Source organism: Ruegeria sp. CL7, from assembly GCF_056536445.1.
Map to the genome: position 1 here is coordinate 254,652 of NZ_JBQFPQ010000003.1, position 12,907 is coordinate 267,558.

General features: G+C 57.3%; 12 protein-coding genes. 5 read left to right on the top strand and 7 right to left on the bottom strand.

The window, feature by feature from the left end; genetic code table 11:
• Positions 1-143: 143 nt before the first annotated feature.
• A complete protein-coding gene (gene mutS, locus ACR0LI_RS11485; protein ID WP_171635780.1) occupies positions 144-2,759 on the top strand; it encodes a DNA mismatch repair protein MutS in 2,616 nt (871 codons plus the stop codon).
• 58 nt (positions 2,760-2,817) lie between these two features.
• Here mutS and ACR0LI_RS11490 read toward each other — a convergent pair whose 3' ends face one another.
• Together ACR0LI_RS11490 and hrcA are read right to left on the bottom strand one after the other, a co-directional pair.
• Positions 2,818-3,381 (bottom strand): nucleotide exchange factor GrpE, encoded by a 564-nt coding sequence (locus tag ACR0LI_RS11490; RefSeq protein WP_171116719.1) that lies wholly within the window; start codon positions 3,379-3,381, stop codon positions 2,818-2,820.
• 10 nt (positions 3,382-3,391) lie between these two features.
• Positions 3,392-4,456, bottom strand: a complete 1,065-nt coding sequence (gene hrcA / locus ACR0LI_RS11495) for a heat-inducible transcriptional repressor HrcA (protein WP_152459604.1) — start codon at positions 4,454-4,456, stop codon at positions 3,392-3,394.
• A 112-nt stretch (positions 4,457-4,568) separates the two neighbouring features.
• Between hrcA and rph the strand changes: the two genes are divergently transcribed.
• The 4 genes from rph to ACR0LI_RS11515 are packed head-to-tail and all read left to right on the top strand — an operon-like array spanning position 4,569 to position 7,393.
• Entirely contained in the window at positions 4,569-5,282 is a 714-nt protein-coding gene (gene rph / locus ACR0LI_RS11500; RefSeq protein WP_171635367.1) for a ribonuclease PH, read from the top strand.
• Entirely contained in the window at positions 5,279-5,893 is a 615-nt protein-coding gene (gene rdgB / locus ACR0LI_RS11505) for an RdgB/HAM1 family non-canonical purine NTP pyrophosphatase (protein WP_480718537.1), read from the top strand. Before rph ends, rdgB begins: the two co-directional genes overlap by 4 nt.
• Positions 5,883-7,037, top strand: coding sequence for a radical SAM family heme chaperone HemW (gene hemW / locus ACR0LI_RS11510; RefSeq protein WP_480718538.1), 1,155 nt, complete (start codon positions 5,883-5,885; stop codon positions 7,035-7,037). Before rdgB ends, hemW begins: the two co-directional genes overlap by 11 nt.
• 2 nt (positions 7,038-7,039) lie before the next feature.
• Positions 7,040-7,393 (top strand): YbaN family protein, encoded by a 354-nt coding sequence (locus ACR0LI_RS11515; RefSeq protein ID WP_480718539.1) that lies wholly within the window; start codon positions 7,040-7,042, stop codon positions 7,391-7,393.
• On the opposite strand, the gene ACR0LI_RS11520 is transcribed toward ACR0LI_RS11515, so the two are convergent.
• Genes ACR0LI_RS11520 through mnmE form a run of 5 tightly spaced genes read right to left on the bottom strand, consistent with a single transcriptional unit; the run spans position 7,383 to position 12,880 of the window.
• Positions 7,383-8,279, bottom strand: coding sequence for a ParB/RepB/Spo0J family partition protein (locus ACR0LI_RS11520; RefSeq protein WP_480620623.1), 897 nt, complete (start codon positions 8,277-8,279; stop codon positions 7,383-7,385). The genes ACR0LI_RS11515 and ACR0LI_RS11520 overlap by 11 nt on opposite strands.
• 20 nt (positions 8,280-8,299) lie before the next feature.
• Positions 8,300-9,103: a ParA family protein gene (locus ACR0LI_RS11525; protein ID WP_152459610.1), complete on the bottom strand. Its 804-nt coding sequence runs from the start codon at positions 9,101-9,103 to the stop codon at positions 8,300-8,302.
• On the bottom strand, positions 9,096-9,713 hold the full coding sequence (rsmG, locus tag ACR0LI_RS11530; RefSeq protein WP_480718568.1) for a 16S rRNA (guanine(527)-N(7))-methyltransferase RsmG: 618 nt from the start codon (positions 9,711-9,713) through the stop codon (positions 9,096-9,098). The genes ACR0LI_RS11525 and rsmG overlap by 8 nt, the downstream gene beginning before the upstream one ends.
• Positions 9,713-11,581, bottom strand: a complete 1,869-nt coding sequence (gene mnmG, locus ACR0LI_RS11535) for a tRNA uridine-5-carboxymethylaminomethyl(34) synthesis enzyme MnmG (RefSeq protein ID WP_480718540.1) — start codon at positions 11,579-11,581, stop codon at positions 9,713-9,715. The genes rsmG and mnmG overlap by 1 nt, the downstream gene beginning before the upstream one ends.
• 12 nt (positions 11,582-11,593) lie before the next feature.
• Positions 11,594-12,880 (bottom strand): tRNA uridine-5-carboxymethylaminomethyl(34) synthesis GTPase MnmE, encoded by a 1,287-nt coding sequence (mnmE, locus tag ACR0LI_RS11540; RefSeq protein WP_171724003.1) that lies wholly within the window; start codon positions 12,878-12,880, stop codon positions 11,594-11,596.
• Positions 12,881-12,907: the final 27 nt, after the last annotated feature.

Sequence of the window (12,907 nt, forward strand, 5' to 3'; positions counted from 1 at the left end):
ACATCTGTTGGGCTTTTGCCTCATAGCGCAGGCAAAGGCGCGTCTCAACGACAATACGTTTTCACCTTTCGTCGCAGGGGCCGGGTTTGTAAGGTCGCGCCGGAATACGCCAGAGGGGAGCAGCCTTGTCCAACGTCACGCCGATGATGGCGCAATACCTGGAAATCAAAGAGGCCCACGCGGATGCCCTGCTGTTCTATCGCATGGGCGATTTCTACGAGATGTTCTTTGAGGATGCCGTGAACGCCGCCGAGGCGCTGGACATCGCCCTGACCAAACGCGGCAAACACAACGGAACTGACATTCCAATGTGTGGCGTGCCGGTTCACGCCGCCGAAGGGTATTTGCTGACACTGATCCGCAAAGGGTTCCGCGTCGCTGTCTGCGAACAGATGGAAAGCCCCGCTGAAGCGAAGAAAAGAGGCTCTAAATCAGTCGTAAAGCGCGATGTCGTGCGACTGGTGACACCCGGTACGCTGACCGAGGACGCCCTGCTGGAAGCCCGTCGTCACAATTTTCTGGCTACCTATTCCGAGGTGCGCGACGAGGCCGCGCTGGCTTGGGCAGATATCTCAACCGGGGCGTTTCACGTGATGCCATTGACCTCGGTCCGGCTGAGCCCCGAGCTGGCCCGGCTGGCCCCATCCGAGCTGATCGTGGCCGACGGAATGGAACAGCCTTTGCAGGAAACGGTACGAGATCTGGGAATTTCGCTGACACCAATTGGACGAGCCAGCTTCGACAGCACTGCGGCGGAAAAACGCATCTGCGGATTGTTTCATGTGAATGCTCTGGACGCGTTCGGGTCCTTCGGGCGCGCAGAAGTATCGGCGATGGGTGCCTTGATTGACTATTTGGAGATTACTCAAAAAGGCAAACTGCCCCTGCTGCAAACACCACTCAAGGAATCCGAGGACCGTGTTGTTCAAATCGACGCCGCCACGCGTCGCAATCTGGAACTGACTCGATCCCTGTCCGGCGGGCGCGCCGGATCGCTGTTATCCGTGGTGGATCGTACGGTCACGCCCGGCGGCGCACGGTTGCTGGAGCAGCGCCTGTCCAGCCCTTCGCGTACCCTCGATGTTATTCACGGACGGTTGGACGCGGTCAGTTTTGCCGCTGAAGACAGCCTGATCGCATCGGACCTGCGCGAGGCTCTGCGCAAAACTCCAGATCTGGACCGCGCCCTGTCGCGCCTGTCGCTGGACCGAGGCGGCCCGCGCGACTTGGCCGCCATCCGCAACGGGCTGGCGCAGGCGCAGGCAATTTCCGAAATCTGCGAAGGTCAGGACCTGCCGGTGCTGCTGGCGACTGCGGTGCAGAACCTTGTGGGCTTTGACGATCTGCTCGACCTGCTGGATCAGGCGCTGGTCGCCGACCCGCCGCTGCTGGCGCGCGATGGCGGCTTCATCGCGCCGGGTTTCGACCCCGAACTGGACGAGGCCCGCACCCTGCGGGACGAAGGCCGCTCGGTCATTGCCGGGTTTCAGCGGAAATATGCCGAACATACCGGCATCGCCTCGTTGAAGATCAAGCACAACAACGTGCTGGGCTATTTCATCGAAACCACGGCCACCCATGCCGAGAAGATGCTGAACCCGCCATTTTCCGAGACCTATATCCATCGTCAGACCACCGCCAACCAGGTGCGGTTCACCACAGTTGAACTCAGCGAGATCGAAACCCGCATCCTGAACGCCGGCAATTTGGCATTGGAGATCGAGAAGCGGCTCTATCAAAGGCTTTCTGACAAGATTTTGGCGCAGGCTGCCCGCGTCAATCAGGCCGCGCGCGGGCTGGCCGAGCTGGACCTAACCACCGCGCTGGCCGATCTGGCGCGGGGCGAGAACTGGTGCCGCCCGCAGGTGGACGGATCGCGCGCCTTCGACATCGTCGCGGGCCGCCACCCTGTGGTCGAGCACGCGCTGCGCCAGCAATCGGGCGATGCCTTCATCGCCAATGACTGCGACCTCAGCGCCGAGGACGGCGCCGCCATCTGGTTACTTACCGGTCCGAACATGGCCGGTAAGTCGACCTTTCTGCGCCAGAATGCGCTGATCGCCCTGTTGGCCCAGATGGGCAGCTACGTCCCGGCCGAGCAGGCGCATATCGGCGTGGTCAGCCAGCTTTTCAGCCGCGTGGGCGCGTCCGACGATCTGGCGCGGGGCCGGTCGACCTTCATGGTCGAGATGGTGGAAACCGCCGCCATCCTCAACCAGGCTGATGACCGGGCGCTGGTGATCCTGGACGAAATCGGGCGTGGCACCGCCACCTATGACGGCCTGTCCATCGCCTGGGCCACGCTGGAACATCTGCACGCCGCCAACCGCTGCCGCGCGCTTTTCGCCACGCATTACCACGAGCTGACCGCGCTGGCCGGTAAACTGGAAGGCGTCGAAAACGCCACCGTCGCGGTCAAGGAATGGGACGGCGAGGTGATATTCCTGCACGAGGTCCACAAGGGCGCCGCCGACCGCTCCTATGGCGTGCAGGTCGCGCAATTGGCCGGGCTTCCCGCATCCGTGGTCGAACGCGCCCGCGTGGTTCTGGACCAGTTGGAGAAAACGGAACGCGAGGGCGGCAAGCAGAAGGCGCTGATCGACGATCTGCCGCTGTTTTCCGCCGCACCGCCCCCGCCGCAGCCGGTCCCGAAAGCGTCGCCAGTCACCGATATGCTGGACCAGATCCTGCCGGACGAACTGACCCCGCGCGAGGCCCTCGATCTGATCTACAAACTGAAAGAGGCGGCCAGATCCTGACCGCCCCTTCATCTTTTCCCAAATACTCTTGCCGAAGGCACGCGCCCTTGGGCGCGTTTCAGCTTGCCGGGGTTGACGACACGCCCACCTGTGCCGGGCGCAGCAGACGATCGTGCAACATGAACCCTTCGGCGGACACCTGAATGATGTCTCCTGCCTTGGTTCCGGGAACAGGCGCCTCGAACATGGCCTCATGCACGTTCGGATCAAACCGATCGCCCACTTCGGGTGTGATCACTTCGATTCCGTGCTTCTGGAACACGTCCTTCAAAGCGCGCATGGTCAATTCGACGCCTTCCAGCAAACCAGCAGCCACTTCTTTCTGCTCATCCGTCGCAGCTTCCAGGGCGCGCTTCATGTTGTCATAGACGGGCAGCATATCGCGGGCCAGCTTGGATCCGCCATACTGTTCCGCATCTCGGCGCGCCTTGTCGCTGCGCTTGCGCATGTTTTCGGCATCCGCCAGCGCGCGCATGAACTTGTCTTTATAGTCATCCCGTTCGGCCCGCAGCGCGTCCAGTTCCAGTTCTTCTTCGCTGATATCCATCAGCTCTTCGGCCAGCTCTTCGGCCTCGGCGGTTGCGATATCGTCCAGAAAATCTTCGTTCTTCGGCTCTGCCATCTTTTACCCTCTAGCTCCGGTCGGATATCAGCTTGCCGACCAGTTGCGCCGTATAATCCACGATCGGTACGATCCGCCCATAATTCAGACGTGTGGGTCCGATGACCCCCACCGCACCGATTATCTTTCGATCAGCGTTCATATAAGGAGACACCACCAAAGAGGAACCCGAAAGTGAGAAAAGTTTGTTCTCAGACCCGATAAAAATGCGCACACCCTCGCCTTCCTCGGTCAATTCAAGGAATTCGGCGATGTCTCGCTTGCGCTCAAGGTCATCGAACAGGGTGCGGATGCGGTCAAGTTCCTCGGCCTGACCGGGTTCGTTCAATAGATTCGCGCGCCCGCGCACGATCAAACGGGCCGAGTCGCTTCCGTCTCCGTCCCAAACGGCCATTCCGCTTTCGACCATCTCACGGGCCAGAGTGTCGATTTCCTGCTTGCGCGCATCGATCTGCGTCTGCATTTGCCGCCGCACTTCGCTGAGTGTCCGTCCCTCGATAAGTGCGTTCAGGAAGTTCGCGGCCTCGCGCATGGAACTGGGTGTTTGCCCAGGCGGCGGCGTGAACAGCCGGTTTTCCACATGTCCGTCCGAGAAAACCAAAACCACCAAAGCCCGATCATGGCCCAGAGAAACAAATTCGATATGTTTGATTTCCGATTCATGCTTGGGCGTCAGAACCAGCGAGGCCCCTTGTGTCACGTTAGACAAGGCAGAGCCGACACGGTCCAGCATTCCACCAACATCACCTGTGTTAGAGCCTAATGTCTGCTCCAGTTTCTGCCGGTCATCGGCACCCAGGTCACCGACCTCAAGCAATCCGTCCACAAACATTCGCAGGCCTTGCTGCGTCGGGATTCGGCCGGCGCTGACATGGGGGCTATCCAGAAGGCCCAGAAACTCCAGATCCTGCATCACATTGCGGACAGTTGCAGCGCTGACTTTTTCTGACAACGTACGCGTCAAAGTACGGCTGCCGACGGGCTCTCCGCTTTCCAGATAGCTCTCGACAATCAGCCGGAACACTTCGCGTGACCGGTCGTTCATCTCGTCCAGAATCTTGCTCGCTTCGCTCATCCGTGTTCCCCTGCTCGTTCGTCATTAAATAGCAGGCAAATGAAAGGTCAATCGGGGTTGCATCGTAACGCTGCGGGGCGTTATCCCCAACCCAGCAAACAAAGGAATTCCGATGCGACCCTCTGGAAGAGATTTAAGTGAAATGCGCGCCGTTTCAATCGAGACGGGAGTCACGAAACATGCCGAAGGTTCCTGCCTGATCAAAATGGGCGACACCCATGTTCTGTGCACCGCTACGATCGAAGATCGCGTGCCGCCGTTTATCAAGGGCTCGGGCCTGGGATGGGTCACAGCCGAATACGGCATGCTACCCCGTGCCACCAATACGCGGATGCGGCGCGAGGCGGCCGCGGGCAAACAAGGGGGCCGCACGGTCGAAATCCAACGCCTGATCGGCCGCGCCCTGCGCGCCGGTGTGGATCGAGTTGCATTGGGCGAACGTCAGATCACCGTGGACTGCGATGTGATTCAGGCCGATGGCGGCACTCGCTGCGCCTCGATCACCGGCGGTTGGGTTGCGCTGCGTCTGGCGGTGAACAAGCTGATGAAAGCGGGCGATGTAATCTCGGACCCCCTAGTGGACCCTGTAGCAGCTGTGTCCTGCGGAATTTACGCCGGTCAACCGGTTCTGGATCTGGATTACCCGGAAGACAGCGAAGCCGGCGTCGACGGCAACTTCATCATGACCGGATCCGGCAAACTGATCGAAGTGCAGATGAGCGCCGAAGGCTCGGTCTTCAGCCGCACCCAAATGGATCAACTGATGGATCTGGCGGAAAAAGGCGTTTCCGAACTGGCGGCCGCGCAAAAGGCCGCCACCGCATGACCCGCAAGTTCGACGGCGACAGATTGCTGGTCGCCACCCACAACAAAGGCAAGCTTGAGGAGATGACCCATCTGCTCGAGCCCTTTGGCGTGACGGTCGTGGGCGCGGCCGAGATGGACCTGCCTGAGCCGGAAGAGACTGAAAACACATTTGTCGGCAACGCCCGGATCAAGGCCCACGCCGCCGCACAGGCCACCGGACTTCCCGCCCTGTCGGACGATTCCGGTATCACGATCGACGCGCTGAACGGCGCGCCGGGTGTATACACGGCCGACTGGGCCGAAACCGGAAATGGCCGCGATTTTCTGATGGCCATGACTCGCGCCCATGATGAGCTCGAAGCAAAAAACGCGCCGCACCCTCGCACGGCCCAATTCCGCTGCACTCTGGTTCTGGCCTGGCCCGACGGGCACGACGAAGTGTTCGAAGGCGTCGCGCCCGGTCATCTGGTCTGGCCGATCCGCGGCAAGGATGGGTTCGGCTATGACCCGATGTTTGTCCCCGACGGCTACGACATTACCTTTGCTGAGATGGATCGCTGGGAAAAGAACAAGATCAGCCATCGCGGTCGCGCGGTGGAAATGTTCGTGAAAGGCTGCTTTGGCGGATGATTGGCGCAACGGGGGCTTTGGCCTGTATGTGCATTGGCCCTTTTGCGAGGCCAAATGCCCCTATTGCGACTTCAATAGCCATGTTTCCAAAAATATTGACCAAAAACAATGGCTTGGCGCCTATCTGTCCGAACTCAAGCGATCTGCTGCCGAAACGCCCGACCGGGTTCTGAACACGATCTTCTTTGGCGGCGGCACCCCGTCACTGATGGCGCCCGAGACCGTGGCCGCCGTGATCGACACCGCCCGCGCCCTGTGGCGGCCCGCCAATGACATAGAAATCACGCTCGAGGCCAATCCCGGTTCGGTCGAGGCCGGGCGGTTCGCCGCCTATCGCGATGCGGGCGTGAACCGGGTTTCGATGGGCATTCAGGCAATGAATGACGAAGACCTGAGGCGGCTGGGCCGCATCCACACCGTGGCAGAGGCCCGCGCCGCCTTTGACATCGCCCGCAACTGTTTCAACCGGGTCAGCTTTGACCTGATCTATGCGCGCCAACACCAGACACTGGACGCCTGGCAAGAGGAACTGACCCAAGCGCTATCGATGGCCATCGACCACCTGTCGCTCTATCAATTGACGATCGAAGACGGGACGGCCTTTGGCGATCGATACGCCGTCGGTAAGTTACGCGGCTTGCCCGAAGATGACAGTGCCGCCGACATGTATCTGGCCACACAGGAAATCTGCGAAGCACATGGCTTGCCGGCCTATGAAGTTTCGAACCATGCCCGACCGGGCGCAGAATCGCAGCACAACCTGATTTACTGGCGGTATGGCGACTATGTGGGCATCGGCCCCGGCGCCCATGGGAGGATTACCCTGAATGGTCGGAAATACGCGACCGAAACCTATCTGAACCCCCAGCGTTGGCTTGATGCCGCGAATCAAGGCAATGGTGAAAAGAACCGCAGCGCGTTGCCCCTTGAAGATCAGGCAAATGAATACCTTATGATGGGTATAAGAATTTCTGAGGGACTAGATATGGACAGGTGGCAAGCCTTGTCTGGCCGCTCTCTTCCTTCTGAAGCCATAGATCATCTGACCGACATCAACATGGTACAGCGCAGCAACGGGCGCCTCATCGCCACATCAGACGGGCGCGCCGTATTGAACGCAGTCATCCGGGAGCTGTTGGACTGAGCATGCAGTATCTTTGGGCCGGACTGGGATTGCTTTGTGTTGCTATGGCGGCTGTTGGAGTTGTCCTGCCCCTTCTTCCAACGGTGCCTTTTCTTCTGCTTGCCGCGTTTTTCTTCGCCCGCTCATCCTCGCGGCTGCACAATTGGCTTGTGACCCATAACCTTTTTGGGCCACTGATTCTTGATTGGCAAAGTTCCGGTGCCATTCGACCAGCCGCAAAAAAGGCGGCAACCGTCTCGATCGCCGCCGTTTTTGGACTCTCTGTTTTGTTGTCAGCACCGCCTTTTGTGTTGATGATTCAGGCGGTTGTACTGGGCGGTGTCATGATCTTTATCTGGTCACGGCCTAACGGCTGAGCTTGGCGCACAAGTCGTCCAGCTGATCCAGGTTTTCGTAGGTCAGAACAACTTGTCCCGTTTCCGTTCCGGCCTTGTGATTGATTGAAACTTTCATCGCCAGGATCGCGGACAGGTCTTTTTCCAACGCACGTGTGTCTGCATCCTTTCCAGCATCCAGATTTCTGGAGCGCGGCGCAGAACGCTCGGCAGTGCCTTGCTGCTGTTTTTTGACCAGAGCCTCGGTTGCGCGCACCGACAAGCCATCCTTGACGATCTGTTTCGCAAGTTCCGACGGATTCTCCGCCGTAATCAGCGCCCTGGCGTGGCCCGCAGATAATTTGCCTTCAATAACAAGGGTTTGAACATCCAACGGCAAGGACAGAAGCCGCAAAAGATTTGCGATGTGGCTGCGGCTTTTACCCAGGGCCTCGGCGAGCTTTTCCTGTGTGTGACCAAACCGGTCCATCAACTGCTTGTAGCCGGCGGCCTCTTCCACCGCGTTCAGATCCGCGCGTTGGATGTTTTCGATAATCGCAACTTCCAACACTTCCGTTTCATCGAATTCACGCACAATCACCGGGATATCATGCAGCTGCGCCATCTGTGCCGCGCGCCAACGGCGTTCCCCCGCGACGATTTCGTATTCATCGGACCCCGTCGAGCGAACGATCAACGGCTGAATAATACCTTTTTCCTTAACCGACGCTGCCAGCTCGTCCAGCTGTTCGGGCATGAATGTCCGGCGCGGCTGGTTGGGGTTGGCTTTCAGCTTTTCAATCGGGACTTTCAGATCCGGTCTGCGTGCATCCGTTGAAATCCGGCCTTCTGATTCAGGATTCACATCCGCCATAAGGGCAGACAACCCCCGCCCCAAACCTCTGGACTTTGCTTTCTTGGCGCTCATGTCGCCCTCCTCGTTCCCGCTCAGGCAGCGGTCTTATTGTTCTTGTGCAAGATCTCACGAGCAAGATGCCGATAGGCCATGGCCCCAAGCGATCCCGAGTCATATTGCAAAACAGGCAGCGCATATGACGGCGCTTCGCTGACCCGCACATTTCTGGGTATCTTCGTTTTAAAGACCATCTCACCCAGATTGTCACGCGCGTCCTTTTCAACCTGACGGGACAAGTTGTTGCGGTTGTCATACATGGTCAACACAATACCTTCGATTCTCAGATCTGGATTCGCCGTTTGGCGGACCTCTCGAATCGTCAGCATCAGCTGTGAAAGCCCTTCAAGAGCAAAGAACTCGCTCTGCAGCGGAACAAGCACCGAATGCGAAGCAACCATTGCATTCACGGTCAACAAGTTTAAGGATGGCGGGCAGTCAATAAGCACGAAATCCAGTTCAAACGCATCTATGGCTGGCTGCCTCAAAGCATCATGCAAAAGATAGCTGCGTTTTTCGTTGGAGATCAGTTCAATATCGGCGGAACTCAGATCAACGGTCGCCGGAACAACGAAAAGACCTTCGATTTCAGTCTCCTGAACGACGGCTTCCAATGGTGCGTCGTCGAGGATCAAATCATAAGTTGTCCAGTCTCGATCTTCGACACCCAAACCTGTCGAAGCGTTCCCCTGCGGGTCAAGGTCAACCACCAGCACCCGACACCCGGATTCGGCCAATCCTGCTGCAAGGTTGATCGCTGTGGTTGTTTTTCCGACTCCGCCCTTCTGATTGGCAACAGCAATTATCCGAGGCCCTGAAGGTCGAGACAAATCAACCACGTGATACTCCATTTATCTTAAGGATAACGGCTTGAGGTTCAGTTAAACTTGTAATCGCCTCAGCCTCGAAATTCCATTCCTCACGTGCGTCTTCCAGCTCTTTTTTCCAATTTGCGCCTTTGGGCAACAACGCTGTCCCGTTGGTGTGTAAATGCCTGTCACAAAAGGACAACAGGGTGCGTAAGTCAGCCAGTGCTCGGGCAGAAATTATGCTTGCAGCCAAAGGATCAGCCGATTCAATCCTTTTTGAGATCACCGTGCATTTTATGCCGCATTCCCGCGCAACACTGCGCAAGAAAGCTGATTTCCGCTGGTCGCTCTCGATCATATTGAATGCGGCGCCTGGGTTTTCTTCCGCAGCGATGATGGCGCAGACCATACCAGGGAATCCGCCTCCGCTTCCCAGGTCTGCCCAGGTGTCAAAACTGTCAGCGCACCGATAGACTTGCACCGAATCAAGTATATGCCGATCCCAGATATGCTCCAAACTGTTCTTAGACACGAGGTTGATCTTAGAATTCCAACGCTTCACCAGATCAACATAGGTCACGAGGCGATCGAATGTTTCACGTGAAACATTCAGGTCTTCAAACTTCGAATAATCAACCATCATGCCTGACGAGCTCTTTGATCCCGGCGCAGTTTTGCCAGAACGAGCGTCAGCGCTGCCGGAGTAACGCCCTCGACACGGCTTGCCTGAGCGATATTGGCGGGTTTCGCTTGCGACAGCTTCTGTTTCATCTCCGAAGACAGGCCGTCCAAGGCAAAATAGTCGAACTCATGCGGGATAACATAGGATTCATCCCGCTTCATTGCTTCGACATCCCGCTTTTGTCTGGCAATGTAGTTGGCATACAAGGCGTCCCTCTCGATCTGAAGCCTGATCTTTGGGTCAACGTCCTGCAAATCAGGAACGAGAGGCAACAAATCTTCAAATGAGGTATCGGGAAACGCCAGAATTGCCATCGCATCCCTTCGGTTTCCGTCCTGATTAACGTTTATACCGGCAGCGAGAACTTCCTTGGGCGTATAAGTGCGTTCCGTCAGCTTTGACTTCACACTCTCAAGTTGGTTCATTTTATCTTCGAACTGAACCTTGCGCCCTTCTCCGACGCACCCCAATTCCAAACCAAGCGGAGTCAGCCGTTGATCAGCATTGTCGGCACGCAGAGATAGCCGGAACTCCGCGCGTGACGTGAACATGCGGTAAGGTTCGGCAACTCCTCGAGTTGTCAAATCGTCGATCATTACGCCAATATAACTGTCGGATCGTGTAAAATGGATGGGCTCCCGCCCTTGGGTCTCTAACGCCGCGTTGAGTCCGGCCACCATGCCCTGAGCCGCAGCTTCCTCATATCCTGTGGTCCCATTTATCTGGCCCGCTAGATATAGTCCGGGAACAGCCGGCAAGGAAAGAGATGCGCTCAGGACGCGCGGATCAACATAGTCGTATTCGATTGCATATCCCGGTTGCAGAATCTCTGCATTTTCCAAGCCTTTGATTGACCGCACATAGTCCAGCTGAACATCCTGGGGCAGAGATGTCGATATGCCGTTCGGATAGATTGTGTGGTCGTTGACCCCTTCGGGTTCAAGGAAGATTTGATGCGATTCCTTGTCGGCGAAGCGTACGATCTTGTCTTCGATCGAAGGGCAGTAACGCGGGCCTACCCCATCGATGTGACCGCCATACATGGCAGATTTCGAAAGATTCGCCGCAATGATCTCATGAGTTCGCGCATTTGTATGCGTAATTCCACAAGAAATCTGGGGCGCGACAACGGATTTCGACATGAAAGAAAACAGGGTTGGTTCATCGTCGCCGTCCTGCCTTTCAAGATCGGACCAATCAATGCTCCGCCCGTCCAGACGCGGTGGTGTTCCGGTTTTCAATCGCCCCATGGGAAGATCGTATCCATCCAACCGCTCAGCCAGTTTGATGGAAGGCCGATCCCCCATTCTCCCTCCTGGGCGAGACACGTCACCGATATGGATGACGCCCCTTAGAAACGTACCGGACGTCAAAATAACGGCACGCGCGGAAAGTTCTGATCCATCGGAAAGAACAACACCTGCAACCTTTTCGCCGTTCATCAGGAAATCGACAACCTCGCCGACAACGACGGACAGGTTATCCTGCTTCTCCGTTACCTGTTGCATGGCAAGACGATAAAGGGCGCGATCCGCCTGCGCTCTCGGCCCCTGAACGGCGGGCCCCTTTCGACGGTTCAATAATCGAAACTGAATGCCCGCCTGATCCGCCACCCGACCCATGACGCCATCCAAAGCGTCAATCTCACGCACAAGATGGCCTTTCCCCAAACCGCCAATCGCTGGATTGCAGGACATGACGCCAATGTCCGTTGCGGACAGCGTCACCAGCGCAGTTGTAGCACCCATTCTGGCAGATGCATGAGCGGCCTCGGTTCCGGCGTGACCTGCGCCGATGACGATGACATCAAACTTCGAATGTTTCACGTGAAACACTCCTTATTTTCCCAAACAGAAGCTGGAGAAGATTTCATCCAGCAGAGTTTCCACGTCAATTCTGCCCACCAAGGATTCAAGGGCGCGTATGGCGGTTCTCAGCTCCTCTGCCGCTATATCATACAGGTCTGGGCCTGATTCCAGAACCGAGATTGCAGATGTGAGTGAATCCAATGCTCTGGTAATTGCAATGCGGTGACGTTCCCGAGTTGCAATACCATGGGTAGTGGTTCGTTGGCGCAAAACACACGATATCTGGTCTACTAACGCATCTATTCCCTGGCCAGATTTCCCTGAAACACCCTTTTCCCCGATCCCTCTAAGATCTGCTTTGGGCAAAACATGTATATCATCTTCCCGCATCTCCACCCCCAGGTCCTTCGGTGTTTCAGACAGGAAAACGCGAAGGTCGGCGGCCTCTGCTCTGCTGCGCGCAAGCTCGATACCCAGGTTTTCGACATGATCTTCGGTCTCTCGCAGGCCTGCCGTATCCAGCAAGGTCACCGGTAAACCAGCCAGATCCATTCGAACTTCGATCACATCGCGCGTGGTCCCGGCATATTCCGAAGTAATGGCCGCCTCACGGCCTGCCAAAGCATTCAAAAGAGTGGATTTTCCCGCATTTGGAAGGCCGACGATCGCAACCTCGAACCCTGTACGAATTCGCTCGGCAATCTTGACGCCATCTGCTTCGCGATGAAGGTCCGACATGACGCCTTGGATCAGCTCGCGCACTTCCGGCGTCACATCGGTTGGAACTTCTTCATCAGCAAAATCGATGACGGCCTCCAACAGGGACGCAGCCCGTATCAAATCCCGACGCCACCGTTCAGCCAACGTGCCCAGCTCGCCCGCCAGAATGGTCTGAGCCTGCTTACGTTGTGCTTCCGTTTCTGCATCGATTAGATCGGCCAGGCCTTCGACCTGAGTCAGGTCCATCTTGCCGTTTTCCAGCGCCCGTCGTGTGAACTCACCCGGTTCAGCGATGCGCAATCCTTCCGTATCCGACAGGCAACGCAGAACGGCGTTAACAGAGGCGGTGCTTCCATGAATCTGAAGCTCGGCCACGTCCTCACCGGTAAAACTGGCCGGGGCCTGGAAGGTCAAGACCAATCCGTCGTCCAAACGTGCTCCGCCATGATCGGTCAGAGTGCGCAGGACCATGCCACGCTTTGGCAGCGCACCACCCGTCAGGCGCGCCGCAGCTGAATGAGAGTCCGGACCCGAGAGGCGGATGACCGCCACCCCGGCTTTGCCCTGCGCGCTGGCCAAGGCGAATATCGTATCCATTCGAAGGCCTCGCTAGAGTTAAAGACC